Source organism: Anaerovibrio lipolyticus DSM 3074 (assembly GCF_900141865.1).
In the GTDB taxonomy this organism is placed as follows: domain Bacteria; phylum Bacillota; class Negativicutes; order Selenomonadales; family Selenomonadaceae; genus Anaerovibrio; species Anaerovibrio lipolyticus.
Window position 1 is genome coordinate 22,818 of sequence record NZ_FQYW01000016.1, and the last position, 26,479, is coordinate 49,296.

A 26,479-nucleotide genomic window follows, 5' to 3' on the forward strand; every position below is an offset into this window, starting at 1 on the left:
TTTGCTTCTTATGGATAAATACTGTATTGTCCCCAAGACCAGTCGTATATTGTTTGACTTGGCCAGGGGGATGGAAATGAATCATGATGAGGAGGTGCTGCTTAAGGGCGGCTTTATTCGTCATGTGGAAATTTCTTTGGACACCAATACATGGGAAATACTGGCCTGGACTATGCCACAAATTGCGGAATCACTCCTTGAACGGGTGGCTTCCTTTGTGGAGGAAAAGAATCAGGTGGCCAAGGTGCTTATCTATCAGACAGCCATGAAGCTGGATAAAATTGTGGAGCAGAACTGGGAAAAGCTGGTGGATTATGTTGCCAAGGAAAATCAGGGGGTACGCCACATCCTTTTGCACTCCAACCGCATATATAAAGAATCCAAGATTTTACTGCAGGTAAATGGCGATTTTAGTAAATACCTTCTCGAAGAACATAATATTTTACAGGATTTAAAAGAAGCCGGTATCAAGGTAATCGGCTATCCTATTAAGCTGGAGTGCTTGCCTGTATATGAGGAAATAGAAGTTCCAGATGTGGAGGAGGCCGTTCAGGAGACCAAGGAATACCAGGCGGCACTAGAGGCTGCCAAGGCTCCGGCTCCAAAGCCAGCCCAGGGTGGTGGCGGCTATGGTGGCAATTACGGTGGAGCTCCTGCTGGTGGCGGAGAAAAGAGCCCATCTAGCAAGCCTTCCCGTCCTAGACGGGCTGCTATTCCAATTGGCGATGACGATAGCCCGCTGGTTTATGGTGAGGCTATAATAGGTGAAATTACCCCTATTTCTGAGATAGAAGGTGAAATGAAGAATGTGGTGGCACAGGGTACCATTGCAGGTGTAGATGGCCGTAGCTTCCAGACCACCAATATTCTTCTTTTTGCTGTGGCGGATAATACTGAGGGTATCTCCTGTAAGGCCTTCTTTAAGGATACTGAGGGCTATGAAAAGGTTCTGGGCCGTCTTAAAAAGGCTGCCAAGGGTGGCGGTGTCATAAAGATAAAGGGCTCCGTCCGCTACGATAAATACGATAATGACTATGTAATGTTTGCTGACAGCGTGCTGTTGGTGGATGTGGAAAGCCGCAAGGATAATGCAGAGGAAAAACGTGTGGAGCTTCATTGCCATACCACCATGAGTAATATGGATGCGGTGTCTTCTGCCAAAAAGCTTATAACTACTGCCGAAAAATGGGGTTGGCCGGCCATTGCCATCACAGATCACGGCGTTGTTCAGGCCTTTCCTGAGGCCATGGAAACGGTATTTGGACGTAAGCCACTGAATATAAAGGTCGTCTATGGCGTGGAAGGCTATCTGGTAGGAGAGGATTACGAGCAAAAGCGGGCAAATCACATTATTTTGCTGGCGAAAAATCCTAATGGTCTTCGCAATCTCTATAAGCTGATAACCATGTCTCATCTGCGTTTTTTCCACCGTACACCGAGATTGCCACGGCAGCTTATCCAGGAATACCGTGAGGGGCTGATTATTGGTTCTGCCTGTGAGGCGGGGGAGCTGATAAGGGCTATTGTAGCAGGACAAAGCCATGAGGAATTACTTAAGATTGCTGATTTCTACGATTATTTGGAAATCCAGCCTATTGGCAACAATGAATTCCTTGTGAGAAGTGAAGATTTTCCAAATATAAAAGATGACAATGATCTCATTAATATAAATTTGAAGGTCGCTGAGCTGGCAAAGCAGCTTAATAAGCCGTTAATTGCTACCTGTGATGTGCATTTCCTTAATCCTGAGGACCAGATTTACCGTGCTATTCTCATGAAGGGAAAGGGCTTTAAGGATGCGGATTTTCAGCCACCTTTGTTCCTTAGAACTACGGAGGAAATGCTGGCAGAATTCCAATATCTTGGGGAAGAAGCAGCATACGAGGCAGTAGTTACCAATCCACGAAAAATCGCGGAAATGTGTGAAAAGTTTAAGCCTATTCCAGATGAATTGTATTCACCAATGATTCCGGGGGCGGATGAGGAAATAACCTCCATGACCTATAACAAGGCCAAGAGCCTGTATGGAGAAGTGTTGCCGAAAATCGTCCAGGATAGAATTGACCAGGAGCTAAAACCAATTATTGCCCATGGCTTCTCGGTTTTGTATCTTATCGCTCAGCGTTTGGTGCGTAAATCCAATTTAGATGGTTATTTGGTAGGTTCCCGTGGCTCTGTTGGCTCATCCTTTGTGGCAACTATGACGGATATTACCGAGGTAAATCCACTGCCACCCCATTGGCGGTGTCCACACTGTAAGCATAGTGAGTTTATTACAGATGGTTCCTATGGCTGTGGCTATGATTTGCCGGATAAGAGCTGTCCTATCTGCGGTACTAATATGATAAAGGATGGCCACGAGATTCCATTTGCCGTATTCCTGGGCTTTGATGGTGATAAGGTTCCTGATATTGACCTTAATTTCTCTGGTGAATACCAGCCAGTGGCTCATAAGTACACTGAGGAGCTTTTTGGCAAGGATAACGTATTCCGTGCCGGTTCCATTGGTACTGTGGCGGAGAAAACCGCCTATGGCTTTGTGAGAAAATACTTTGAGGAAAAGGGACAGACCAAGCGGGAGGCCTACATTAACAAGGTGGCCATTGGCTGTAATGGAGTTAAGCGTACCACAGGCCAGCACCCGGCTGGTATTATGGTAGTGCCCCGTGATATGGATGTGCATTTCTTTACGCCACTTCAACACCCTGCTGATGACACCACATCAGCTACAATTACAACTCATTTCGATTATCATTCCATCTCCAGCCGTTTGGTTAAGCTGGATATTCTGGGCCACGATGATCCTACGGTAATTAAGATGCTGGAGGATCTTACCCATCGCGATCCTAAGACTATTCCATTTGATGATCCGGCAACCTTGAGTTTATTCAACTGTACCAATGCTTTGGGCGTTACAGAGGAAGAGCTGGGGGCTAATTCCGGTACCTTTGGGATTCCGGAGTTTAGGACCAATTTTACCCGTCAGATGATTGCAGACACCAATCCAAGCTGTTTTTCGGATTTGGTGCGCATATCCGGCTTTTCCCATGGTACTGATGTATGGCTGGGAAATGCCCAGGACCTTATCAGAGCAGGTACATGTGCCCTTCAGAACGCCATTGCTGCCCGTGATGACATTATGATGTATCTCATGCATAATGGGGTGGAGCCACTCTTGGCCTTTAAGACCATGGAGCGGGTACGTAAGGGGAAGGGCATAGAACCAGATGTGGTGGAAACCCTTCGTAAGACTGGTATTCCAGAATGGTATATTGAATCCTGTCAGAAGATTAAGTATATGTTCCCAAGGGCTCATGCAACGGCTTACGTTATGATGGCTTATCGAATTGCCTTTTGTAAGGTTCATTATCCGTTGGCATATTATGCGGCTTATTTCTCTATTCGTGCTGCTGCCTTTGATTCGGATATCATTGCCAGGGGGCAGAAAGCAGTCAAGGAAAAAATGGAGGAGCTGGAGGCCAAGGATAAAAGGGATGCCAAGGAGGATGAGCTTTATGTTGTCCTTCAGCTGGCCTGGGAAATGTATATCAGAGGCTTTAAGGTGAAAAAGGTTGATCTCTACAAATCCGGGGCTGACCGCTTCCAGATGGTAACAGAGGAAAATGCCCTTCTGCCACCGTTTACAACCCTTACGGGACTTGGTGGTGTGGATGCCAAGTCCATTGTGGAGAAAAGAAAAACCGGTCCATTTTCTTCTATTGAAAATTTGAAGAAGCGAACCGGCATAACGAAAACTAGTGTTGAGGCCCTCAGAGTCCATGGCTGTCTTGAAGGTATGGATGAGAGCGATCAGATGTCGCTGTTTTGAGCGAAAGGTGGCTTATATATGTTAAAAGAAATCAAAAGAAAAGTGCTGGAATGTGCTGTTAAAGCTGAAAATATGGGGCTTTGTCAGCATCGCTCCGGCAATTTTAGTATCCGTGATGAGGATACAGGACTTATTTGTATTACTCCCACAGGCATGGACCGCAGTGAAATGACATATCATGATATTGTGGTGGTGAATATGAATGCTGAGGTGGTGGAGGCTGAGACACTGCACCGTCCCACCAGTGAGGTAACTATGCACCTCAAAATTTATGAGGCACGTCCTGATGTAAATGCTGTGGTTCATACTCACTCCAAGTTTGCCCTTACCTTTGCCATTCTCAATAAACCAATTCCTGCCATCGTGACGGAATTAATGCACTTGGGCTGCAAGGAAGGCTATATTCCTGTAGCCCCTTATGGACGGCCTGCTACTCCTGCACTGGCGGAGTCGGTGCTAAAGCCTCTGCAGATTTCGGATGTGGCCCTTATGGAAAAGCATGGTGCTGTAGCTGTTGATAAAGACATAAAGGAAGCTCTGACCAAGGCTGCCTATGTGGAGGAGTTGGCGGAGATTTACTATAATACCTTGACGATTTTGGGACCTGGGAAGGAACCGGATTATGTTGACAAGGAAGAATTGCAAAAATGGGCATATCCGAAGGAGATAAAGCTCCTGCCTGGTGAAAATAAATAAGAGGTTATTATGAGTAATAAAACGATTATGGATTATGATACAGTGGCGCTGGATGATGCCAAGAGTGCTTTGGTGATTATTGACCAGACTAAGCTGCCATATAGTACGGAAATTTTGGAATTAACTGATTTAAAGGAAATATGGGATGCCATATATCTGCTACAGGTTCGGGGTGCTCCCGCTATTGGAGTGGCAGCGGCTATCGGCATATATCTGGAAGCTAAGAAAATCGGGGCGGAGGAAACTGAGTTTGATGACTTTTATGAAAAGTTCGCCAAGGCCAAGGAATATCTGGATTCTGCCCGTCCAACAGCCGTAAACCTTTCTTGGGCTCTGAACCGCATGGAGCAGGTGGTATTGGCCAACAAGACCAGAAGCGCGGAGGAAATAGTGAATTGCCTTCATGATGAGGCGGTGGAAATCCGCGAGGAGGATATTCGGGTGTGCCGTGCAATTGGTGAGCATGGCTTGACTCTTATTAAGGACGGAGATGGTATTCTGACCCACTGCAACGCGGGGAAGCTGGCGGCTGTAAAGTATGGTACTGCCACGGCTCCTATTTACGTGGGGCAGGAGAAGGGCTACAGCTTTAGGGTATTTGCTGATGAAACGAGACCTCTTCTGCAGGGTGCCCGCCTTACAGCCTTTGAGCTTAAGGAATCTGGTATTGATGTGACTCTTATCTGTGATAATATGTCAAATATGGTTATGCGCAATGGCTGGGTTAATGCCATATTTGTGGGCTGTGACAGAGTGGCGGCTAACGGTGATGTGGCCAATAAAATTGGTACTTCCATTGTGGCGACAGTTGCCAAGCGATATAACATTCCGTTTTATGTGTGTGCTCCAACTGCCACTATTGATATGGCTACACCAACAGGAAATGAAATCAAGATAGAGCAGCGTAAGGCTGAGGAAGTCACGGAAATGTGGTATGAGAAGCGTATGGCACCGGATGGGGTAAAGGTTTATAATCCTGCCTTTGATGTGACGGATAATGATCTTATCACTGGTATTGTAACGGAATTTGGAATTGCCAGAGCACCATATAGTGAGAGCCTAAAAAAGATTTTTACTATGAAATCTTAATGAACCAAATCTGAAAGAGGAAGATGAACGAAAATCTAGTTGACAACAGGGATTTAATCACCTATAATATCTATTGTCGTCACAAGCGATAACTAAACGCGACCCGGTAGTTTAGTTGGTTAGAATGCCGCCCTGTCACGGCGGAGGTCAGGGGTTCAAGTCCCCTTCGGGTCGCCATTTTGCGGAAATAGCTCAGTTGGTAGAGCATCACCTTGCCAAGGTGGGGGTCGCGAGTTCGAGTCTCGTTTTCCGCTCCATTTTTTTATGGTGACATCGCCAAGTGGTAAGGCCAAGGTCTGCAAAACCTTTATTCCCCAGTTCGAATCTGGGTGTCACCTCCAAGGCATATTAAAAGGACTGTATCGTTTGACACAGTCCTTTTTTGGTGTTTATTTACTTTATACTGTTAAGCTTGCTTGCGATTTCCTCGGCAGAGGCATCGGTGTTCAGGGAGGTGATAATGCCCTGATTGCCCATATAAACAGTACCTTCGTATGCAGTGGCATCAACACCGCCATTATCGTGGAAGGCTCTGGCAAGATTACCGGCTACATAGTAGGCCCGAACCTGTTCGGACATTTCTTCCGTAGCAGCAGGAACGATAAATTCCTTGTCATTTACATAGACTGCATTGCCCTTCACGTCGACCTTGTTTCCGCTGTATTCCTTTATTTTCTTTATGTAGTTATTAAGGCGTTCGCTGTGGGAAGGATGGTCGGAAACAGAGAATATGTCACCGGTCATCTGCTGACTGCCGGATTTCTCTATTACGCGCTGCCATACAGCAGGGCAGGCTCCCAGATTGTAGTTAGAATTTGCCAGATACTGGAAGGCAATGTTATCTGCTTCCCATTCCATAGGCTTGGTGATATGCACCTTTTCGGTGTAGTTGGCAATAACATTTGTTATAGCCACGCCAACTCCATTGGTATTGGATGCGATAGCAGTGGCAATAAGGGTTACCGGTACAGATTTTTTGAAGCCCTTAACCACGTGATCACGCATACCATGGGACATTTCATGTCCCAATACAACAGCTACCTCGTCGTCAGTGCGTAATAAATCAAAGATCCCGGCATTTACGGTCATTACATGGCCCAAGGAGCAGGCAGCGTTAAAATCCTTGCTTGGGTTAATAAAATAAAGGAAAGGCTTTTCGTTAATGGCAGGTTCTGTTACGGCCACAGCAGCGGAAAGGTTGGACATTATACCATCAAGCCGCTGATTCAGATATGGGTCACTGTCAACACCCTGTTTTTCCTTCATCTGAGCATACAGCTGTTGTCTACCTTCCTCGGTATTATTGATCTTGTCAATCTGCTTGTTATACTCAGACATCTGGTAGCCTGCAATGCCTACATTTATGGCCGCGTCCAGCCAGTTTGCGTCAGCCTGGGAAGGAGCACCGGCAAAGATAGGCATAGTCACCAGCATAGCACTGGCGATGAGTTTGGAAAGCTTCTTTTTAAAATTAAACATAAAAATCACCCCTTATAATTTAATTTATTTACCTTGTTTATTATATCATAGTCCGCATTAAAATATCCTTAGAGGCAGAAAAATAGGAAATTAGAAATAGTCATCAAATATTGCTTATGGCAAAAAATCATAAGTTGGGGTATAATATTCAAGTGAATTTTTAAACGAGGTGTAAGAAATACAATGCCAGAAATCGACATGACAAGAATTACCGACAATCTCATGAGCGTATATAATTACGCATTTATAGATGCAATGCCTTATGGATTTTATAAGCCAAATGACGCCATGTATGTTGGGGTAAAGCTGGTGGACAAGATGTACCACTGCCCAAAATGCAAGGGCGAATTCACCGTTAAATATCGTAATGACAACGATGGTATCACTTATTTTTCCAAGAGCCGCATTGCTGCCCAGAAAAAGGTTTATGAGGCTTTGGGCCTGGATTTTCCCGCTAATTGGGAGCTGATGGAGCAGCCCTTTACCTATCATATAATAGGTGTCTGCAGTGAATGTGCCAAGAAGGATATTATGGAATCCCAGGAGGATGGCCAGCATATCTATAATTTGTGTCACGAGCTTCACATGCAGGATGAGCTTATGGCTGCCAAGGCGAAGAAGTATATGACCAACAGCTTACAAAAATGGTTGGACGGTATTACAGAGTCGTCCTATTTGATGCAGTTTGATCTCTCTACCAGAGAAAGCCTTCGTGATCTTATTTGTGCAGTGATTATGCAGGATACTAAGGCTGTGGAGGATGCTCTGCAGGAGTATAGGGATACCATTCAGCCTATTATATATGAAGCGAAGCAGCTTTTAGAAAAGCAGACACCTGCCTGGAAGGCAAAGGTGGCCCATTCCTGCAGCCTGCCGGATTCCATGTCTGATGAGGAATATCACGAATATACTGTAGCCTTCCCGGATGAGTCTTCTGAGGGCCAGGATTTTTACATGGAGAAGTCCATTGAAAAGGAGCGCGTATCCATGTTCCTTAACCAGCATCGTCTTACATCCCTTGAGGAAGTGCTGATGGATGCAGGGTTCCATGAGGAATGGATTGATATGGTGGTGGACAAGGGTACTTCCTTGACTAAGTAAGGTGATTTTCATGAATAATATTAAGTTGAGAATAAGTGCAGTGCTGTTTCTGCTGGTAATGCTTGTTTCTACGGTAGTCTCTGCGGCTGTGTCCGACGACTTTGCCTTTAAAGGCTTGAGACTGGGAGACAGCTACGATACCATGGTGGAAAAGCTGGGGGAGCCTGATTTTGATACTGATATGTATATTCGTGGTGTCCAGGTTATTCGCTATACCTATTCTGCTGATCAGAAAATATACGTGGATGCCAAGAATAAAAACGTGGTGGAAATGTTCTGCAAAAGCAAGCATTATGTGGGGCCTCATGGGGTAACCTATGGTGCCACCAGGGCTGGCCTTACCAAGGCTTTTGGCAAAGCTGAGCACAAGCATTTGGACGGTAATATTTATTATATTTACTATAATCCTGCTGTACCAAACGAAAAGTTGCTTATAGAGATGGAGCCTGAAGATCGTTATCTTTTGAGCTGGACTTATACCAATTTGGATCTGGATGATCCGGGGATTATTATTACCGGTGAGGAGAAGGAACAAGAGCCTGCCAAGAAGTTTAACTATGGTGGTTTGCCAACGAATTGACAGGATAAACAGGTGATAGGTTTTGAGTTTCAAGAAAAATACAAAGACAACTGTTTTGGCAGTTACTTTGCTGTTGGCCATGTCAGTAATTTCTGTTGTGGCATCCATGGCTGTGGCCAAGACAGTGGTACATAGTGATTATGCAAGGGCAATCCAAGGCAAGGATAAGAAAACGGAACAGCCACAAAAGGTCATGCCACCGGCTCCACAGGTATCTGCAGATGCTGTGGTGGTCATGGACAATAAAACAGGCGAAATCCTTTATGAAAAAAATGGTGAGAAAAGTGAGCATCCTGCAAGCCTTACCAAGATAATGACAGCTATACTGGTTTTGGAGGATGACAGGGATGACCGTGTTATTACTGTGAGTCCTTGGGCCGGACAGAAACCATATTCTTATTGCTATACCGGTCAGTCCATGCGCCAGTATGATATGCTGACCCAAATGATGATGATTTCTGATAATGTGGCAGCCTCTGCCTTGGCTGAGGCTGTGGGGAATGGCAGTGCATGGCAGTTTTGGCAACGGATGAATGCCAAGGCCAAGGAATTGGGGGCAAACAGAACTCATTTTGAGAATGCAAATGGCCTCACTTCCAATTTGCATTATTCAACAGCAAAGGATTTGGCTGTTATTTCTCATTACGCCATGGAAAATCCAAAGTTCAGAAAAATAATAGCTATTCCAGAAAAAACTTTTTTCAGTATAAATCCTCAGGGGGAAACCCTTCATTGTGAAAATACCAATGAGCTTCTTACTGATTATCAGGGGTGTATTGGTGGCAAGACCGGTTATACTGATGCTGCTGGTGGCTGCCTGATGGCGGTGGCCCAGCGTGATGGGGAAGAGGTGCTGGTGGTAATCCTTCATTCAAAGGATACTGATACCAGATTTACGGAAGGCGCTATGCTGCTTGATTACGGCTTCGAAGCTCTGAAAAGCCGTTAAGGACAAGGAGGTACATAGATTATGAAAAAGATTTTAGCTCTGGCCATGATGCTTCTGCTGGTTATGACCACTGGCTGTATGGCTTCAGACAAGGAAAAAGGAGAGAATGGAAAAATGGCAAATCGTATTGCGGTATTTGATACCAACAAGGGAACCTTTGAGATTGAACTTTTTGAGGACAAGGCTCCTAATACTACTGGCAATTTTATTAAACTCAGCGAAGAGGGCTTTTATGATGGAGTTATCTTCCATCGTATTATTGATGGCTTCATGATTCAGGGCGGTGACCCAACTGGTACTGGCATGGGTGGCCCTGGTTATACCATTAAGGATGAGTTCCACAAGGATCTCCATCATGACAGTGAGGGAATTCTGTCCATGGCCAATGCAGGCCCAAATACCGGCGGTTCCCAGTTCTTTATCACTCTTGCGGCTACTCCTTGGCTTGACGGCCACCATGCAGTTTTTGGCAAGGTTGTTAAGGGAATGGATGTAGTTCGTGAAATCGGTCACACCAAGACTGGCGTTCAGGATCGTCCAGTGCATGAGGTGGTTATCAACAGCATTAAGATTAAGGCTGCTGAGTAATTATTTGGATGTACAGGTAAGTTAAATGAGAGCATTTACTTACATATTGGAGTGTGCTGATGGCACTCTTTATACAGGGTATACTACAGATATGGAAAAGCGCCTTTCTACCCATAACAGTGGCAAGGCCAGCAAGTATACCAGGGCCCGTCTTCCTGTAAAGCTGGTTTATCTTGAGGAATGCAAAGATAAGGAAACAGCTATGAGCCGGGAATGGCACATAAAACAATTGAGCAGGGCTGAAAAACTAAAGCTCATTGAAGAAAATAAGGTAAAATAAAAATAGACTGCGATAAAGTTGTGTAATTTTATCGCAGTCTATTTATTTATATATGCATCTATACTTATTCCAGCATTGTTAGAATCTGCTTTCCTATTAGTACGGCGGTGACAACGATGAAAAGTGGCCGTATGTAGCTTACACCTTTGGATATGGCTACCTTGGAGCCAGCAATGGCACCTATAATCATGAAGACACCCATGGGAACGGCATAGGTGAAGTCTACACTGCCAAAGTAAGTAAATAGAATCGCTGCCGCAATATTGCTGGCAAAGTTCATGGCCTTGGCGTTACCGGTGGCAAATATAAAATCAAAGCCTATCATAATAAAGGAAAATAATATAAAGGAGCCAGTGCCCGGTCCGAAGAAGCCATCATAAAAGCCCAATGTGAAAGCCATAACCAGGCATAAAATCATTTTCTTGCCTGTTATTTTCTGTGGTTTGGAGTCCTTCCCCCAATCCTTTTTTAATACGGTATAAAAAAATACCAAAACCAACATAATAATTATCAAAGGACGCAGGAATTCTGATGATATATGTTGAACTAATAATACACCGGCAAATGAGCCAATAAGGGAAAGTGGACACAGCTTTTTCATGAGAGAGGTATCCATTTTTCCAGCGCGAACAAAAGTGAGAAAGCTGCAAACTGATCCCATGGAAGCGGCAACCTTGTTTGTACCAAGAACTGTAACTGGAGGAAGCCCTGTCCACATAAGGGCTGGAATGGTAATGAGGCCGCCTCCGCCCACTGCGGCATCAATAAATGCTCCCAAGAAGCCGAAAAGAGCTAAAAATCCCATAATTTCCCAATCCATAGACAAAACTCCTTTCCTAATGTAGTCATTATACAATAGAACTGTAAATGAATTCAATTTATATATAATAAAGTATACAAAGTATAATTAAAACTTATGCTTCTATATAAAAAAAGCATTATTCAGTTGAAACAGATAATATTGTTATGTTATACTACAAATAGGTTAACATAATCTAAGAAGGAGGGGTATTTTTATGAACTTATCAGTAAAAATCTTCATTTCACTGGTTCTCTCCGTAGTTGTCGGTTTGATTGCCGGTGAAGCAGGTCTGCCATTCATAAAATGGTGGATAGCACCAATTGGTACTATGTTCATCAATCTAATCAAGATGATGATTGTACCAGTTGTATTCTTCTCTCTGGTTGTGGGTATTACCAGCTTAGGTGATACTAAAAAGCTGGGTCGTATCGGTTTAAAGACGGTAGGTATTTATCTTTTTACCACCGCCATTGCTATCACTATTGGTTTCGTGATAGCTGGTATTATTGGTCCTGGTGTGGGTGCTGACTTCGTTGCCGGTGCACAGCCAAAGGTTAAGGAAGCTCCTTACATTATGCAGGTACTCCTTGACATGATACCTTCTAATCCTATCGATTCCATGGCTAAGGCTGCAATTTTGCCAACTATCGTATTTGCTCTCTTCATTGGTGTAGGTATCGTTAAGGTAGGCGGTGAGAGGGCGGAGCTTCTCATCAAGTTCTTCGATGCAGGTGCTGAGGTTTGCTACAAGGTTATCGCCATTGTAATGGATCTTGCTCCTATCGGTGTATTCTGCTTACTGCTTCCTGTAGTTGCTGCAAATGGTCCTAAGGTACTGCTTCCATTGCTTACCGTTATCGTCTGTGTAGCTGTAGGTTGTATTATTCATGCTGTTGGTGTATATTCCACCATGGCAAGAGTATTCGGTAATCATAGCCCAATTGATTTCTTCAGAGGCATGTCCGAGCAGATGATGATCGCATTCACCACTTGTTCTTCCGCTGCAGCTTTGCCTGTAAACATGAAGAACTGTCAGGAGAAGCTGGGAGTAAAACGCGAGATTGCGTCCTTCGTTCTTCCTTTGGGTGCTACCCTGAACATGGATGGTACTGCTCTCTACATGGGTGTTTGTACTCTGTTCGTTGCCAACGTATATGGTGTTCCACTTGGCTTTGAACAGATGATGATGGTTGTTTTAACTGGTACCTTGGCATCCATTGGTACTGCCGGTGTTCCAGGTGCTGGTCTTATCATGCTGGCAATGGTTCTCCAGTCTGTAGGTCTTCCTCTCGAGGGTCTTGCTCTTGTAGCTGGTATTGACCGTGTACTGGATATGTTCCGTACCTGTGTTAACATCACTGGTGATGGTGCTGTTGCTGTTGTTGTTAATGCGAGTGAAGAAAACAATTAATAGTTTAGCTTAAATTCTAGCCCCCTGCCAAGGCAGGGGGCTTATCTTTTAAAAAAAATTATCGTATAGTTAAAAGACATAAATATGTGACATTGACTTAATATGTACATATGATATAATGAAGTCAAGAAAGGTGCTACCGATAGACGGTCAGCCCCGAACAGTAGGATAGTTTTTTGAAGAACCGCCTAAAGTCGTCAGCTGGAGGCGGTTTTTCTAGTGCTATGCTTTAATTGCCATGATACAAATCGTAACAAGAAACACCAAAGACATGAAGTCATAAAGTGTCATAGACAATTCCCCCTTTCAGGGGCTAGGATTGACCGCCTACCGTTTATGGTAGCACCTCTGCTGAAATTATAGCATACCCCATACTCCCAATCTACTTTACAAAATTCGTATTTTAGACAAAAAATAAATAGACTGTGATAAAATTAGACAATTCTATTACAGTCTATTTTATTATGCTTTATTTTCTTAACAAAACCTAAATTTTTATGATTAGTCATACGCTTTATATGTTATCCTCGGCACCGGTTCCTTTATATTATTCTTCTTTACCCTCTATAATTGGCCCATTGTCATTTTCGTATTTTTGAATGCCTTTGATAACAAAATATTCTATCTGAGAATTTAATGAACGAAGCTCCAATTCAGAAATCTGCTTCAGCTTTGCATGAGTTGATTCATCCAATCTAACTTGTAGTGCTATTCTACTAGAAGCCATAGTGTAATCACCATCCTTATTAGTATCATAATATAAGGATAATGATGTCGATAGTTTCTTAATAAAATTATAATGTAGTTCGAATTGACTATTTAATATCTAAATAGTATCATAATGATATCATTGAGCTAAAAGATAATAAAAAGCATGGGCAAGAAAATATTTTTGAAAGGATGAAGAAATGTGAAAAAGGGTATTCGTAGCTTATGTGTTGCTGTAACTGCATCTGCATTGCTGTTTTCTGCAACCCCAAGCGTTGAGGCTGGTTTTGACTGGGGAAGTGTCCTTGGCAGTGTAATTGGGAAAGCTATAAATAATAGTGGGAGCAACAATAGTAGTAATGGCAGCAACGGCGGAAACGGTGGATTGTCCAATCAGAAACATGCTGTGCCTAATCCTAATAATAATGAGAAGGCTTTTTTGTTGGCAATTGAAAAGAATGATATCGAGACTGCCCAAGCAATGTTGGATGCAGGTGTTGACATTAATGGTGTATATAAGGCAAGTTATGGTTTTTTGGATGGAGAATTGCAATATACCCCATTTGCACTGGCACTAAAATTTAATAATCGAAATATGATGCAGTTTCTTCTGGAAAGAGGAGCAAATGTTAATGGCTTCTATAACTTTGCTGGCAATTATGTATGTCACATAGTAAGTGCTGGTCATTATGGTGATCTCAGTTTACTGGAATATTTACATAACTGGGGTGCTGATATAAATGGAACGGGAACAACATATGGATATAATGCTCTTGATGAAGTATATACATATAATTGGAACAGTTACCAGCGTTTATTATGTGCAAAATATCTGTTGGAAAATGGCATTAATCCTGATAATATTCCCAAAAATGGAGTACCAATCTTTATTGAAGCCGCTAAAAACTCAGATTATGAAATGATAGACTTATTATATAGCTATGGTGCTAATATAAATATAAGGGATAAAGATGGGCGTTCCGCCGTTGATATTGCTTTAAAAAATCATAATTTGCAACTATACAAACAGCTGCAAGAACTTTTAGCACAAGGTCAGCAGCCATCAAAATATCATGAAGTTAAGGAAGCAGCCCGGTCAGAAGCCAATGCCAAGAAAAACAGAGATTCTGAATTGATAGATTATAGCAAGCATATTAATAAAGCTATTGCTTCCTACAATGATGCTGTTAATATGTTTAACACTGACGGTGAAATCATAGTTAAAGGTACTGTAAAAGACAGGGTAAAAAAGGCAAATAAAATTCTCGCCAAGATGAATGAAGCGATAACCACACTTGAAGACAACAATTTACCACTTACTAATTGCACGCCAGAAGAAAAAGAAATCATGTTGGATTGGGAGCAAGCCACAAAAGATTCAGTTTTGAAAAACAAGGAATTTATTCAATTATATACAATAGACAGAGAATTAACCTATGAAGAGATAGTGGAAGCTGACAATTTAGCTAATGAAGCTAATACTTTAGGCGTATACGCTAATGAAAAGAAAAAAGCCGCTGAAGATTTTTTACACCTGAAGCTTTAAAATCAGTATTGACTACGAATAAAGGTCTGTCCTATGGAGGGATTCTAAAGTGAATAAACGAAATATTATATCAATTCTCTTATTAGTTTTATTTGCAAGCTTTTTAACCTTTGGATGTGGTGTTAATAAAGATAAATTTGAAGGAACATGGTCGGGGATAGTTGAAAATTCAGCACATTTTTTTAGGGAACAGGAAAGTTGGAATAGTGTTGTAAGGGTGAAAATTGAAAAAAATGGTGAATCATCGTATTTAATAAATATGGATACCTTGGAGATAAGAGCTTCTATTGGAGATAAAAACGAGGATGTAGTTGCTCATTGGGTACATTCTGTTAAAAAGACTTATACTGCAACAGCAAAGGATAATACCTTGAAAGTTAATGGACCGGATCAATTTACATATGTCTTTATTGAAAAAGATAAAACCTTGATGATTCCGGAATGTTTTGGTCTTAGCTCAGCCCCTATAGCCAGGGATGATGATGGAAAAATGTATGAAAAATATAAAGAGGACTTAGCCAAAGAGTACCTTGATTCCAATGCAAATGACAAATACAACAGGAAATTTACAGTATCAGATAAAGTAGTTGAGAGATAGTAAGAGAATTCGCGTAGTATAAAACCTTAAGTGAAATATTTGAAGAACCGCCAATCGCTAAAATGAAGGCGGTTTTTTCTATTTCTTTGATAAAAATAGCTGTATAATAATAAATAGCGTTATAATATATATTGACGGTAAATAGGTAATGTGTTAGTATAATTAACATGTTAATACTTTAATGAGATAAAGAATAAAAACATTTTAGGCAAATGGAGGAACGCTTATGACTTCAAATAATATGGAATACCTGACTATAGCCCTTCCCAAGGGAAAGCTCTTCGGATTATCTGCGGACCTTCTTGCCAAGATAGGATATACCGCCGAGGATTTAAGCGAAAAATCCAGAAAGCTGATTATTACCAACGAAGAAAAAAAGATTCGGTTTATTATCAGCAAAACAGCTGATGTTCCCACCTATGTGGAATACGGTGCTGCTGATATTGGGGTTATTGGAAAGGATGTACTGCTGGAATCCGGCAAAGATGTTTATGAGCTTTTGGATTTGGGCTTTGGCAAATGCCATTTAATGATGGCTGTAGATAAGAATAATAAACGTGCTAAGCTATCAGATTATGCTCATACCAGAGTGGCCACCAAGTTCCCACATATTGCGGAAAAGTTTTTCAACAGCAAGGGAATGCAGATGGAGTTCATCAAATTGAACGGTTCCATCGAGCTGGGGCCTATAGTAGGACTTTCTGAGAGTATTGTGGATATAGTTGAGACAGGCACCACCCTCCGGGAAAACAATCTGGAGGAAATTGCATTTATAATGGATGCCACTGCCCGCCTCATTTGTAATAGAGTTAGCTTTAAATTGAAATTTGATCGCATTCATCAGCTGACTGAGGATTTGCGTAAGATATTGGAAATGGCCAAATAATTCGGGGGGATAGTAATGCAGATAGTAAATGTAAAGGACACCGGACTTATTAATGTGGAAAGGATGCTTAAGAAGCCTGCCTTTGATCAGGTGGAGCTTAATCCTAAAATTCGTGAGGCAAATAAGAAGCTATTTGGCCGTGATATGACTGCTGCAGAAATCGTTGACATGATTGTAAACGAAGTAAGGGCTGAAGGAGATAAGGCTGTTATAAAATACACCAAGCTCATTGACCGTACCGAATTTACTGCAGAGGAATTTGTGGTTACTGAGGAAGAATATGAGGCCGCTTACAAAGCCGCTGATCCGGAAATTGTGGAGTCTTTGAAGCGGGCAGCAGCCAATGTCCGCCAGTATCATCAGGAGCAGAAGCCTAACTCCTGGATGACCTACCGTGGCCAGGGCTCCCTTTTGGGACAGTCTGTAATTCCTTTGGACAGGGTTGGGATTTATGTACCTGGAGGCACTGCCGCATATCCTTCCTCTGTAATAATGAATGCTGTTCCTGCTGCTGTAGCTGGTGTGGGAGAAATCATTATGATGGTGCCACCAAAGGATGGCAAGATTAATCCTTATGTGCTGGTTGCAGCCAAGGAAGCTGGCGTATCCAAAATCTTTAAGATAGGTGGAGCACAAGCCATTGCAGCTATGGCCTTTGGTACGGAAACCATTCCAAGAGTTGATAAAATCACCGGTCCTGGAAATATATTTGTTACCTTGGCAAAAAAGGCCGTATATGGTCACTGTGATATAGATATGTTGGCAGGTCCAAGTGAGATTCTCATTGTGGCAGATGAAACTGCTGATCCAGCTTATACTGCGGCTGATATGCTTAGCCAGGCAGAGCATGATATGTTGGCCTCCAGCATCGTGATTACGGACAGTAAGACACTTGCTGAAAGGGTGGCGACTGAGGCTGAAAAGCAGCTGCAGCAGCTACCCCGTCAGGAGATTGCCAGAGCATCCCTTGATAAAAACGGACTTATTATTGTGGCTGAGGACATTATGCAGGCCATTGAGCTGGCCAATGTATCCGCGCCGGAGCACATGGAAATCCTTACAAAGGAGCCATTCCAGCTTCTTCCTTATGTGCGCCATGCAGGAGCCGTATTCCTTGGGGCCTATTCGCCAGAGCCATTGGGGGACTATTTTGCAGGACCAAATCACGTATTGCCAACAGGTGGTACTGCCAGATACTATTCTGTATTGAATGTGGAAACCTTTATGAAGCGTACCAGCCTCATTTCCTATACTCAGCCTGAGCTGAACCGTGTCAGTGATGATATTATTCGCCTGGCAGAGGCAGAGGGGTTACAGGCCCATGCAAATGCAATCCGCATAAGAAAAATTGAGAAATAAAACGGAGGCTATAAAAATGGCAAAGCTAAAATATAGAAATAAACTGGCAGAGATGCCTTCATACGATGTGGTGGAGCGGGACTGGAATATTAAGGTAAATGCCAATGAAAGTGGTATGAACCTGCCACCTTTGGTGGAGGAGCGGGTGATGAGCCGCCTTTCCCGTGTGGCCTTCAACCGTTATCCAAATGAGGATTTGGAAATGCTTATGGAGGCAATTGGCAGGAATTTTGGTCTTGGTGTAGAAAATGTTCTTATAGGTAACGGCTCCAGCGAAATTATTGAGAAAATCTTCTATTGCTTCGGGGGCCGTGGCAGAAAAATTGTATTTCCACAGCCATCATTTTCCATGTATCACATTTATGCAAAGGCTGCTGAGGCGGAGGCTGTTCCTGTAAGCTTGAGTGAAAAGGATTATAGTCTTGATGTGAAGGAATTTGTCAATGTAGTTAATGACAATAAAGCCGCTCTGTGTGTGATTTGTAATCCAAACAATCCAACTGGCAGCTTTACTTCCCTGGAGGATATTGAATATATTGCCAGCCATACCAGCTGTGCATTTTTGGTGGATGAGGCCTATATTGAGTTCAATGGCCAGACTGCCATTGGCCTTATGAAGAAATACCCAAATATGATTATAGCCAGAACCTTCTCCAAGGCTTATGGACTGGCGGCTTGTCGCTGTGGCTATATGCTGGCGGCAGCACCGCTGACAGATATGATTGGTAAGTCCATGATGCCTTATCACATGAATGTGCTGACCTTGGTTACTGCAGATACTGTATTCCAGATGCGGGATGAGTTTATACCAAGAATTCAGATGGCCATTGCGGAGCGCAAGCGTATGGAGGGGCAGTATGGTTCCTTAAAGGGCTTCAAGGTATTCCCTTCCAACACCAACTTTATCTTCCTTAAGTATGATAAGGCAGTGGCTTTGAATGAATATCTGGAAAGCCGTGGTATAGGTATCAGGAGCTTTGGCAAGGCACCTCTTTTGGAAAATGCCCTGAGAATATCCATGGGCAACCGTGATGAAAATGATGCTGTATTTAAGGCTGTAAAGGCCTTTGTGGAGGAGCAGAATTAATATGCGTACAGGAAAGGTTATCCGCGAAACAAAGGAAACTTCTATTGATTTAACCATCAGCCTTGACGGCAGAGGTGTATCCGATATTGATACCGGAATTGGCTTTTTTGACCACATGCTGAATCTTTTTGCCGCCCATGGCCGCATGGATTTGGTGGTAGGCTGCAATGGGGATATTAATGTGGATGGTCATCATTCCGTTGAGGATATTGGTATTGCCTTGGGAGAGGCAGTAAAACAGGCTTTGGGGGACAAGAAGGGCATTAATCGCTATGGAACCTTCTACTTGCCTATGGATGAAACACTGGTAATGGTATCCCTTGATATAAGTGGCAGACCATTTCTGGTGTACGATGCCGGCGGCCCTATGGCTCCAATGATTGGTGGCTATGATACTGAGCTTACAGAGGAATTTTTGCGGGCCTTTGCCTTTAATGCGGGAATTACCCTTCATGTAAAGGTGATGTATGGCACCAATTCCCATCATAAGGTGGAGGCCATATTCAAGGCCTTGGGCCACGCCCTTAGAACAGCTGTAAAAATAGATCCGGAGGCTGCGGATGAGATTCCTTCTACCAAGGGAATGCTCTAAGCTGAAAGGAGTCAATTTATGATTGCTGTTATTGACTATGGGGTGGGGAACCTTTTTAGTGTGGAAAAGGCTTTTGCCCAGTTTACTGATGATGTGAAGGTGACCAGTGACAAGGCAGAAATTGAAAGTGCTGAAAAAATGGTTTTGCCAGGGGTCGGGGAATTTGGGGCATGTATGAAAAATTTGGAGGCTTCCGGACTTATTCCAACTATTATGGAAAGAATCTCTGCTGGTGTGCCCCTTTTGGGTATCTGCGTTGGACTTCAGGTGCTTTTTGAGGGCAGCGAGGAATCTCCAAATGCCAAGGGCTTGGGTGTTTTTAAGGGCATGGTAAAACGCATTAATGCTCCTGGCCTGAAGGTGCCTCATATGGGCTGGAATTCCGTGGAATTTGCCCAGAAGGATTTATGCTTATTCAAAGATGAGCCAGAGGTGCCATATTTTTACTTTGTTCATAGCTATCATGCAGTGCCAGAGGACAGCTCTATCGTGGCTGCTACCACAGAATACGGTGAGAAGCTAACGGCGGCAGTGGCCAAGGACAATGTGATGGCCACTCAGTTCCATCCTGAGAAATCCGGTGATGTGGGGCTGCTGATTATCAAAAACTTTATTGAGAGTTAATTTTAAGGGGCTAGTGGAAGGAAGATTGTATGCTTATTTTTCCTGCTATAGATATTCGTGGAGGCAAGGCTGTACGCCTCTATAAAGGTGATTTTTCCCAGGAGACGGTTTTTGGTGAGCCAGAGGAAATGGCTGCAAAATGGGAATCTCTTGGGGGTCAGTATTTGCATTTGGTGGATTTGGATGGTGCCAGAGCGGGCAAATCTATGAACCTTGATGTGGTAAAGAAAATAATTGCCAGGGTCAATATTCCCGTGGAATTAGGCGGTGGCATCCGCACCATGGAAAACATAGATGAGGTTTTGGCTGCCGGGGTTCAGCGGGTTATTTTGGGCTCTGTGGCCGCCAAGAATCCTGCTCTTGTTCAGACTGCCTGTGCAAAATATGGTGAGCGGGTAGTGGTTGGCATTGATGCAAAGGACGGTATTGTGGCTGTAGATGGCTGGGAGGTCTCCGGAAATGTGGAGGTTGGTGTCCTTGCCAAGGAAATGGCCAAGGCTGGTGTGAAAACCATTATTTACACTGATATTTCCCGTGACGGTACCCTTGAGGGGGTAAATGTTGAAGCTACTGCCAAGTTGGCCAGAGAAAGCGGCATAAAGGTGGTGGCCTCTGGTGGCGTTAAATCAATTGATGATATCAAGGCACTTCTTCCTTATGAAAGGGATGGCATAGAAGGGGTTATAGTTGGCAAGTCCATTTATACTGGTTCCCTTGATTTATCTGAGGCTATCAAGGTTGCATCCGGGGCAGAGGAGTGATAAGTATGTATACTAAGAGAATAATTCCCTGCCTTGATGTAAAGGGTGGCCGTGTCGTTAAGGGCACCAATTTTGTGGGACTTAGAGACGCCGGTGATCCCGTAGAGCTGGCCCGCCGTTATGATGAGGAACGCTGCGATGAACTGGTTTTTTTGGATATTACCGCTTCCAATGAACAGCGGGACACCATAGTACAGGTGGCTCGGGACTGTGCCTCCCAGGTGTTTATTCCCTTTACTATAGGTGGAGGTATACGAACTCCTGAGGATATGCGGAAGATGCTTAAGGCCGGGGCAGATAAAACCTCGGTAAATTCTGCAGCGGTTAAAAATCCCGATATCATCCGTCAAGGCGCAGAAATTTTCGGGCGTCAGTGCGTGGTACTGGCGGTGGATGCCAAAAAGACGGGGGAAGATAAGTGGGAGGTATTCGTGAACGGCGGACGCACTCCTACGGGAATAGATGTGATAGATTGGGTTAAGAAGGGCACTGAATTGGGGGCTGGTGAAATTCTGCTTACCAGCATGGATGCAGACGGCACCAAGGATGGCTATGATATTCCTCTTACCAGGGCTGTTTCTGAGGCTGTTGATGTTCCTGTTATTGCTTCTGGCGGAGCAGGAAAGCTGGAGCATTTCTATGATGTGCTGACTCTTGGAAAGGCTGATGCAGTATTGGCTGCCTCAGTGTTCCATTATGGACAGTTCACTATCAGACAGGTGAAAGAATACCTGCGGGATAGAGGTATAGAAATGAGATTTTAAAATATAAGGAACAAGCACAGTTGACTTCAGCGAGAGACTCTGGGCTAAAACTATTGTTTTGCGTTTTAATTAACAGCAAGAAAAGTCGAACTCGCTTCGCTCAAACAACGACATTTTCTCGCTGTGTAAGAATGCAAAAAATAGTTTCTTAACGCCCATCGCTCAATGCTTCAGTCAATCTGCACTTGTTCCTTAAATATCAAGTATAAATGGCAGTGGCTATTTGGCCCCTGTCAGAGGTAACTACAAATGGAGGGATACACTATGATTGACATTTCAATGATTAAATTTGATGAAAAGGGCCTGGTACCAGCCATTATTCAGGAAGAAAATGGCCAGGTGCTGATGATGGCATACATGAATGCTGACTCTCTCCAAAAAACCATTGAAACGAGAACCACCTGGTTCTGGAGCCGCAGCCGCAAGGCATTATGGAATAAGGGAGCCACCTCTGGTAATGTGCAGGAGGTAAAGGACCTTTATTATGATTGTGATGGGGATACCCTTTTGGTTATCGTTCATCAGAAGGGCACTGGTGCCTGCCATACTGGTACATATTCCTGCTTTAGCGGACGCAGGCTGTTGAAAAATGAAAAGGCTCTGGCTGTGGTCGAGCAACCTGAGAAGTATTATCTGGCCAACATCATGAACGAGCTTTATGATGTTATTAAGGACCGCCAGCTGAATCCAAAGGAAGGCTCTTACACCAACTATCTCTTTGAAAAGGGTCAGGACAAGATTCTTAAGAAGGTGGGTGAAGAGGCTGTAGAGACAATTATTGCCTCCAAGAACAATGATAAAAATGAAATCATCTATGAGATGGGTGACCTCTGGTATCACTGTCTTGTACTGATGGCATATCACAATATCAACCCTGAGGAGGTTTTCTGTGAGCTGGTAAATCGTCATAATGGCGGTGATTATCATAAATTTACGGGTAAAACTGGCATTCGTCCTGTAGATTAAGCTAATAATATATTTAAAACGCCTGTCCTTTGAGTTATAATTATAGTAGTAATACTTTGAAGGGCAGGCGTTTTTATGTACAAGGATATATTTAAGGCTTTGCGTGAGGCATCCTTGGTTAAAAATAATCTTAATACAAGAAAGATTAACCATGAAGAGGTGCCTACACCCCAGAAGCCATATCCTGAGGATGCTCAGCTGATAGCCTTGCCGGAGCCGGATTATCTGGAGGATAAGGAAGTCAGCTTTTTGGAGCTGATGGAGCTTCGTTCCACTGTTCGTGAATACAGTGAGCGGCCTCTTACTATGAAGGAGTTGTCATTCCTTCTGTGGTGTACCCAAGGGGTTAAGATGGTGCTTCCTGCTGGTGCCACCAAGCGTACTGTGCCTTCGGCTGGTGCCAGAAACGCCTTTGAAACTTATCTCTATATGGATAAGGTTGAGGGACTTGAAAAGGGTTTGTACAGATTTTTGGCCTTTGAGCATGCACTTCTGCCAGTAGATATTGGAGATGGTGTCAAGGAAAGATTGCAAAAGGGCTTCAATAAAATAAATATGTATGATGCAAGTGCCGTTACCTTTATGTGGGTGGCAGTTCTTGACAGAATGGACTATGCCTTTGGGGGAAGGTCATTGCAGTATCTTTATCTGGATGCTGGTCATGTGTGCCAAAATCTTTATTTGGCATGTTATACCCAGGAGATAGGATGCTGTGCTATAGGTCATTTTAATGATGAAGAGCTGAACCGTGAATTAGGCCTTGATGGGGAAGAAGAATTCATGGTCTATGCGGCACATGTGGGCAAAATCAGATAGAAGGGGTTGAGTTATTATGGCTCAGAATACAAGAGAGAGTTCTATTTTTGCACCGATGACAGGAAAAATCGTTGATTTAATTGAGGTGCCTGATGATACCTTTTCCAAGAAAATGATGGGTGATGGTGTGGCCATTATTCCAAAGGATGGTATGCTGTACAGCCCTATTAGCGGTATAGTTTCCGTAGTGGCTGCCACTAAGCATGCTATTGGCTTTCAGACAAATACTGGCCTTAATATTTTGGTACATGTTGGCTTAGAGGCCCATGAGGTGGCGGATAAGACTACCATTTTACATGTAAAGCAGGGCCAGCGTGTCCAGGCCGGTGATCTTGTGGCAGAATACGATTTGGGGGCCTTTGAGGAAAAGGGACTTAATACTATTACTCCTGTTATCGTTGTAAATGATGAAGAAGAGGACACGGAAATCAAGGCCAATGTAGGGGATGTAGAGGCCGGCGCCGGTGAGATTTTTAGGGTAGTTGAGATAATTAAGGAAGAGGCACCTGAGGGGGAGGAAAAGCCTGCTGAGGAAGAGACAAAGGAGGCAGGAGCTCCTGAGAAGGAAGTAAAGAAGCCACCAAAGGATGTATCTGTTATCGATGAGCTAAAAAATGAAAGCGAGGAGTTCCTCAAAGATTCCACTAACTGGGTGAAGCTGGGAGCAATGTTTGTGGGGCTTGTTGCAATAATGGTAGTTATTTTCGTAACCATAGGTGTATTCCTGAATAGTGGTGGCGGAGAATAAAAGCAAGTGCAGTAGTTGTGGAGGACTTTTATGGAGCTGGATCAGGATATTCAATATTTGAAGGGAATCGGACCAAAGAAGGCTCAGCTCCTTAAAAAATTAGGTATAAGCAAAATTTTTGATATGCTGACCCACTATCCCCGTGGCTATGAGGATCAAAGCAGCATTACCCCTATTGGGGAGCTGAAGCCAGGGGAAAAGTCTACTATTTCTGGCGTTATAACTTCTCTACAGGAAAAAAGAGCCGGGCGTCGAAATATGCTTATTCTGACAGCCATGGTTAGTGATGGCACTGGATTTGTGCAGATTACGTGGTTTAATCAGCGGTTTTTGAAGGCGAAGCTAAAGCCAGGTAAAAAGGTTTTTGCTACCGGAAAGGTGGAATTCGCTTTTGGAGGTCAGGGCCAGTACTCCATGAGTCAGCTTTCTTCCTTTGAGATTATGGACCCTGATGAGGATGAGACCAAGGGGCTGGGAATACTTCCTATTTATCCTTCTACAGAGGCCCTTAATCAAAAATTCTTCAGAAAATCCATCAGAGAGCTTTTAAATAGTGTGGATACAATTCCAGAGGTTATTCCTGAAAATATTGCCAATCGTTATAGGCTTTTGCCCCGTGGAGAAGCCTTTTGGGGAATTCATTTCCCGGACAGCTTTGCCAAGGTTAAGCAGGCCAGGAATCGTCTGGCATTTGAGGAGCTGTACCTTATACAGTGCGGTCTTATGATGCTGAAAAAACGGACTCAGGAGAAAAAGCAGGGCATAAGGCATGGGCTCAACAGCGTAATGGTGGATAAGCTTATGGGATCGCTGCCTTTTGAACTTACTGGGGATCAGCGAAGGGCCTGGAATGATATTTGTAATGACATGGAGAGCTCTGTGCCTATGCGTCGTTTGGTGCAGGGTGATGTGGGCTCCGGCAAGACGGTTATCGCCATGCTGGCCCTTGTAAAGACAGTAGAAAATGGATATCAGGGAGCTCTTATGGCTCCTACGGAAATTTTAGCCAGACAGCATTATGAAGGTTTCGTAAAACAGCTGGAGCCACTTGGAGTAAAGGTGGCTCTTTTGTCTGGAAAGCTCACGAAAAAACAGCGGGAGCAGATTTATGAGGAGCTGGCAGCTCAGCAAATAGATATTGTTATCGGTACCCATGCCCTTATTCAGGAGCAGGTGTCCTTTAAGAAGCTGGGTCTGGTGGTAACGGACGAGCAGCATCGTTTTGGTATCAATCAGCGGGCTGAGCTGGAGAAAAAGGGCACACTCATGCCGGATGTGCTGGTTATGACGGCCACCCCAATTCCACGTACCATGACTTTGACGGTATATGGTGATTTGGATGTGTCACTTATTCGGGAGCTTCCACCTGGCAGAAAGCCAGTGAGAACCTTCGTGCGCACTCCGGACAGGCGGGAGCTTATTTATAAATTTATGCGGGATGAAATTTCTAAGGGGCGTCAGGGATATGTTGTATGCCCTCTTATTGAGGACAGTGAGGAAAGCAATCTCCTGTCTGCTGAGGCAGTTTATGATGAGCTGACTCATGGTATTTTTCGGGATATTCCCTGCGGACTTGTTCATGGTAAGCTGAAGCAAAAGGACAAGGAAGCTATTATGCAGGAGTTCTACGAGGGACATCTTAAGCTATTGGTGGCAACAACGGTTATCGAGGTAGGTGTGAATGTGCCCAATGCCAGTATGATGGTCATTGAAAATGCCCAGCAATTTGGTCTGGCCCAGCTTCATCAGCTTCGTGGGCGTATTGGCCGTGGTGAATACAGCTCCTATTGCGTGCTGGTGACAGATGGAAAAACTGAGGTTTCCAAGGAACGTATGCGGATTATGGAAACCACCTCTGATGGCTTCGTATTGGCTGAGGAGGATTTAAAGCTCCGAGGGCCGGGACAGTTCTTCGGCTCAATGCAGCACGGATTGCCGGATTTAAAGATTGCTGATGTATTGCAGGATATAGATATTTTACTGGAGGCCCGCCGGGCAGCCCTTGAAACCATGGAAAACAGGGTGGATCTTGATTATGTGCTGCCTATTCTGGAGCTTCAGTACAAAGAGCATTTTATGAACATAACAGATACCTAAATATACTATCAACTCAAATGCAGGTTATCAACAGGCAATGCGGATAACCTGCATTTTTAGTGGATAGCTTTCAGAATAATCGTATGATAAATTTACCATTACGTTTATCCTCTGTTTTACCAT

At 43.7% G+C, this 26,479-nt stretch carries 25 protein-coding genes and 3 tRNA genes; 25 read left to right on the top strand and 3 right to left on the bottom strand.

The window, feature by feature from the left end; translation table 11 throughout:
• Window positions 1-76: 76 nt before the first annotated feature.
• The 6 genes from B6K08_RS09575 to B6K08_RS09600 all read left to right on the top strand — a co-directional run bounded on the left by B6K08_RS09575 (window position 77) and on the right by B6K08_RS09600 (window position 5,955).
• Entirely contained in the window at window positions 77-3,829 is a 3,753-nt protein-coding gene (locus B6K08_RS09575) for a PolC-type DNA polymerase III (RefSeq protein WP_407639842.1), read from the top strand.
• Window positions 3,830-3,847: 18 nt separating this feature from the next.
• A complete protein-coding gene (locus tag B6K08_RS09580) occupies window positions 3,848-4,525 on the top strand; it encodes a class II aldolase/adducin family protein (RefSeq protein ID WP_080326029.1) in 678 nt (225 codons plus the stop codon).
• Between the two features lie 9 nt (window positions 4,526-4,534).
• The gene (gene mtnA, locus B6K08_RS09585) at window positions 4,535-5,614 is read left to right on the top strand and encodes an S-methyl-5-thioribose-1-phosphate isomerase (RefSeq protein WP_080326030.1); all 1,080 of its coding nucleotides are present in this window, start codon (window positions 4,535-4,537) and stop codon (window positions 5,612-5,614) included.
• 100 nt (window positions 5,615-5,714) lie between these two features.
• Window positions 5,715-5,791: transfer RNA gene (locus tag B6K08_RS09590), tRNA-Asp, on the top strand.
• A gap of 4 nt (window positions 5,792-5,795) precedes the next feature.
• Window positions 5,796-5,871 (top strand) — tRNA-Gly (locus B6K08_RS09595).
• A gap of 9 nt (window positions 5,872-5,880) precedes the next feature.
• A tRNA-Cys gene (locus tag B6K08_RS09600) sits at window positions 5,881-5,955 on the top strand.
• A gap of 52 nt (window positions 5,956-6,007) precedes the next feature.
• Here B6K08_RS09600 and B6K08_RS09605 read toward each other — a convergent pair.
• Entirely contained in the window at window positions 6,008-7,093 is a 1,086-nt protein-coding gene (locus B6K08_RS09605; protein WP_080326031.1) for a M48 family metallopeptidase, read from the bottom strand.
• A gap of 183 nt (window positions 7,094-7,276) precedes the next feature.
• Here B6K08_RS09605 and B6K08_RS09610 point away from each other — a divergent pair, with 183 nt between their 5' ends.
• The 5 genes from B6K08_RS09610 to B6K08_RS09630 all read left to right on the top strand — a co-directional run bounded on the left by B6K08_RS09610 (window position 7,277) and on the right by B6K08_RS09630 (window position 10,591).
• Window positions 7,277-8,194 carry a hypothetical protein gene (locus tag B6K08_RS09610; RefSeq protein ID WP_080326032.1) on the top strand — a complete coding sequence of 306 codons (918 nt, stop codon included), beginning with the start codon at window positions 7,277-7,279 and terminating at the stop codon, window positions 8,192-8,194.
• 10 nt (window positions 8,195-8,204) lie between these two features.
• Complete coding sequence (locus B6K08_RS09615) at window positions 8,205-8,774, top strand: hypothetical protein (RefSeq protein ID WP_052211685.1); 570 nt, start codon at window positions 8,205-8,207, stop codon at window positions 8,772-8,774.
• Window positions 8,775-8,796: 22 nt separating this feature from the next.
• Complete coding sequence (locus B6K08_RS09620) at window positions 8,797-9,723, top strand: D-alanyl-D-alanine carboxypeptidase family protein (RefSeq protein WP_080326033.1); 927 nt, start codon at window positions 8,797-8,799, stop codon at window positions 9,721-9,723.
• A 63-nt stretch (window positions 9,724-9,786) separates the two neighbouring features.
• Entirely contained in the window at window positions 9,787-10,311 is a 525-nt protein-coding gene (locus tag B6K08_RS09625) for a peptidylprolyl isomerase (protein WP_327078476.1), read from the top strand.
• Window positions 10,312-10,336: 25 nt separating this feature from the next.
• A complete protein-coding gene (locus B6K08_RS09630) occupies window positions 10,337-10,591 on the top strand; it encodes a GIY-YIG nuclease family protein (protein ID WP_080326035.1) in 255 nt (84 codons plus the stop codon).
• A 64-nt stretch (window positions 10,592-10,655) separates the two neighbouring features.
• On the opposite strand, the gene B6K08_RS09635 is transcribed toward B6K08_RS09630, so the two are convergent.
• Window positions 10,656-11,411: a TSUP family transporter gene (locus tag B6K08_RS09635; RefSeq protein WP_080326036.1), complete on the bottom strand. Its 756-nt coding sequence runs from the start codon at window positions 11,409-11,411 to the stop codon at window positions 10,656-10,658.
• A gap of 196 nt (window positions 11,412-11,607) precedes the next feature.
• Between B6K08_RS09635 and B6K08_RS09640 the strand changes: the two genes are divergently transcribed.
• On the top strand, window positions 11,608-12,804 hold the full coding sequence (locus B6K08_RS09640; RefSeq protein WP_080326037.1) for a dicarboxylate/amino acid:cation symporter: 1,197 nt from the start codon (window positions 11,608-11,610) through the stop codon (window positions 12,802-12,804).
• 547 nt (window positions 12,805-13,351) lie between these two features.
• Here the strand turns inward: B6K08_RS09640 and B6K08_RS09645 are convergent.
• Window positions 13,352-13,531 (bottom strand): hypothetical protein, encoded by a 180-nt coding sequence (locus B6K08_RS09645; RefSeq protein WP_039205827.1) that lies wholly within the window; start codon window positions 13,529-13,531, stop codon window positions 13,352-13,354.
• A gap of 183 nt (window positions 13,532-13,714) precedes the next feature.
• Here B6K08_RS09645 and B6K08_RS09650 point away from each other — a divergent pair, with 183 nt between their 5' ends.
• From B6K08_RS09650 to recG, 13 genes are all read left to right on the top strand, one after another.
• The gene (locus B6K08_RS09650) at window positions 13,715-15,058 is read left to right on the top strand and encodes an ankyrin repeat domain-containing protein (RefSeq protein WP_052211700.1); all 1,344 of its coding nucleotides are present in this window, start codon (window positions 13,715-13,717) and stop codon (window positions 15,056-15,058) included.
• A 49-nt stretch (window positions 15,059-15,107) separates the two neighbouring features.
• Window positions 15,108-15,656, top strand: coding sequence for a hypothetical protein (locus tag B6K08_RS09655; RefSeq protein WP_039205826.1), 549 nt, complete (start codon window positions 15,108-15,110; stop codon window positions 15,654-15,656).
• A 226-nt stretch (window positions 15,657-15,882) separates the two neighbouring features.
• Window positions 15,883-16,542 carry an ATP phosphoribosyltransferase gene (gene hisG / locus B6K08_RS09660; protein ID WP_027396043.1) on the top strand — a complete coding sequence of 220 codons (660 nt, stop codon included), beginning with the start codon at window positions 15,883-15,885 and terminating at the stop codon, window positions 16,540-16,542.
• 15 nt (window positions 16,543-16,557) lie between these two features.
• Window positions 16,558-17,901 (top strand): histidinol dehydrogenase, encoded by a 1,344-nt coding sequence (gene hisD / locus B6K08_RS09665; protein ID WP_080326038.1) that lies wholly within the window; start codon window positions 16,558-16,560, stop codon window positions 17,899-17,901.
• A gap of 16 nt (window positions 17,902-17,917) precedes the next feature.
• Window positions 17,918-18,988 (top strand): histidinol-phosphate transaminase, encoded by a 1,071-nt coding sequence (hisC, locus tag B6K08_RS09670; protein WP_080326039.1) that lies wholly within the window; start codon window positions 17,918-17,920, stop codon window positions 18,986-18,988.
• Between the two features lies 1 nt (window position 18,989).
• Window positions 18,990-19,580, top strand: a complete 591-nt coding sequence (hisB, locus tag B6K08_RS09675) for an imidazoleglycerol-phosphate dehydratase HisB (protein ID WP_080326040.1) — start codon at window positions 18,990-18,992, stop codon at window positions 19,578-19,580.
• Window positions 19,581-19,598: 18 nt separating this feature from the next.
• Window positions 19,599-20,204, top strand: a complete 606-nt coding sequence (hisH, locus tag B6K08_RS09680) for an imidazole glycerol phosphate synthase subunit HisH (protein WP_039205820.1) — start codon at window positions 19,599-19,601, stop codon at window positions 20,202-20,204.
• Between the two features lie 29 nt (window positions 20,205-20,233).
• The gene (gene hisA, locus B6K08_RS09685) at window positions 20,234-20,965 is read left to right on the top strand and encodes a 1-(5-phosphoribosyl)-5-[(5-phosphoribosylamino)methylideneamino]imidazole-4-carboxamide isomerase (RefSeq protein ID WP_080326041.1); all 732 of its coding nucleotides are present in this window, start codon (window positions 20,234-20,236) and stop codon (window positions 20,963-20,965) included.
• Window positions 20,966-20,970: 5 nt separating this feature from the next.
• The gene (gene hisF, locus B6K08_RS09690; protein ID WP_080326042.1) at window positions 20,971-21,729 is read left to right on the top strand and encodes an imidazole glycerol phosphate synthase subunit HisF; all 759 of its coding nucleotides are present in this window, start codon (window positions 20,971-20,973) and stop codon (window positions 21,727-21,729) included.
• 264 nt (window positions 21,730-21,993) lie between these two features.
• The gene (gene hisIE / locus B6K08_RS09695; protein WP_027396036.1) at window positions 21,994-22,695 is read left to right on the top strand and encodes a bifunctional phosphoribosyl-AMP cyclohydrolase/phosphoribosyl-ATP diphosphatase HisIE; all 702 of its coding nucleotides are present in this window, start codon (window positions 21,994-21,996) and stop codon (window positions 22,693-22,695) included.
• A 75-nt stretch (window positions 22,696-22,770) separates the two neighbouring features.
• Window positions 22,771-23,511, top strand: coding sequence for a SagB/ThcOx family dehydrogenase (locus B6K08_RS09700; protein ID WP_143254898.1), 741 nt, complete (start codon window positions 22,771-22,773; stop codon window positions 23,509-23,511).
• A gap of 16 nt (window positions 23,512-23,527) precedes the next feature.
• Window positions 23,528-24,259, top strand: coding sequence for a PTS sugar transporter subunit IIA (locus tag B6K08_RS09705; protein ID WP_080326043.1), 732 nt, complete (start codon window positions 23,528-23,530; stop codon window positions 24,257-24,259).
• Between the two features lie 30 nt (window positions 24,260-24,289).
• Window positions 24,290-26,356 (top strand): ATP-dependent DNA helicase RecG, encoded by a 2,067-nt coding sequence (recG, locus tag B6K08_RS09710; RefSeq protein ID WP_080326044.1) that lies wholly within the window; start codon window positions 24,290-24,292, stop codon window positions 26,354-26,356.
• The last annotated feature ends 123 nt before the right edge of the window (window positions 26,357-26,479 follow it).

Bases quoted from the DNA above. Each gene is read 5' to 3' on its own strand.
- hisF (WP_080326042.1), top strand. From the start codon at position 20,971: ATGTATACTAAGAGAATAATTCCCTGCCTTGATGTAAAGGGTGGCCGT.
- hisC (WP_080326039.1), top strand. From the start codon at position 17,918: ATGGCAAAGCTAAAATATAGAAATAAACTGGCAGAGATGCCTTCATAC.
- B6K08_RS09615 (WP_052211685.1), top strand. From the start codon at position 8,205: ATGAATAATATTAAGTTGAGAATAAGTGCAGTGCTGTTTCTGCTGGTA.
- B6K08_RS09610 (WP_080326032.1), top strand. From the start codon at position 7,277: ATGCCAGAAATCGACATGACAAGAATTACCGACAATCTCATGAGCGTA.
- mtnA (WP_080326030.1), top strand. From the start codon at position 4,535: ATGAGTAATAAAACGATTATGGATTATGATACAGTGGCGCTGGATGAT.
- hisA (WP_080326041.1), top strand. From the start codon at position 20,234: ATGCTTATTTTTCCTGCTATAGATATTCGTGGAGGCAAGGCTGTACGC.
- hisG (WP_027396043.1), top strand. From the start codon at position 15,883: ATGACTTCAAATAATATGGAATACCTGACTATAGCCCTTCCCAAGGGA.
- B6K08_RS09630 (WP_080326035.1), top strand. From the start codon at position 10,337: ATGAGAGCATTTACTTACATATTGGAGTGTGCTGATGGCACTCTTTAT.
- B6K08_RS09640 (WP_080326037.1), top strand. From the start codon at position 11,608: ATGAACTTATCAGTAAAAATCTTCATTTCACTGGTTCTCTCCGTAGTT.
- B6K08_RS09605 (WP_080326031.1), bottom strand. From the start codon at position 7,093: ATGTTTAATTTTAAAAAGAAGCTTTCCAAACTCATCGCCAGTGCTATG.
- hisB (WP_080326040.1), top strand. From the start codon at position 18,990: ATGCGTACAGGAAAGGTTATCCGCGAAACAAAGGAAACTTCTATTGAT.
- B6K08_RS09705 (WP_080326043.1), top strand. From the start codon at position 23,528: ATGGCTCAGAATACAAGAGAGAGTTCTATTTTTGCACCGATGACAGGA.
- B6K08_RS09575 (WP_407639842.1), top strand. From the start codon at position 77: ATGAATCATGATGAGGAGGTGCTGCTTAAGGGCGGCTTTATTCGTCAT.
- B6K08_RS09625 (WP_327078476.1), top strand. From the start codon at position 9,787: ATGACCACTGGCTGTATGGCTTCAGACAAGGAAAAAGGAGAGAATGGA.
- hisD (WP_080326038.1), top strand. From the start codon at position 16,558: ATGCAGATAGTAAATGTAAAGGACACCGGACTTATTAATGTGGAAAGG.
- hisIE (WP_027396036.1), top strand. From the start codon at position 21,994: ATGATTGACATTTCAATGATTAAATTTGATGAAAAGGGCCTGGTACCA.
- hisH (WP_039205820.1), top strand. From the start codon at position 19,599: ATGATTGCTGTTATTGACTATGGGGTGGGGAACCTTTTTAGTGTGGAA.
- B6K08_RS09635 (WP_080326036.1), bottom strand. From the start codon at position 11,411: ATGGATTGGGAAATTATGGGATTTTTAGCTCTTTTCGGCTTCTTGGGA.
- recG (WP_080326044.1), top strand. From the start codon at position 24,290: ATGGAGCTGGATCAGGATATTCAATATTTGAAGGGAATCGGACCAAAG.
- B6K08_RS09580 (WP_080326029.1), top strand. From the start codon at position 3,848: ATGTTAAAAGAAATCAAAAGAAAAGTGCTGGAATGTGCTGTTAAAGCT.
- B6K08_RS09700 (WP_143254898.1), top strand. From the start codon at position 22,771: ATGTACAAGGATATATTTAAGGCTTTGCGTGAGGCATCCTTGGTTAAA.
- B6K08_RS09645 (WP_039205827.1), bottom strand. From the start codon at position 13,531: ATGGCTTCTAGTAGAATAGCACTACAAGTTAGATTGGATGAATCAACT.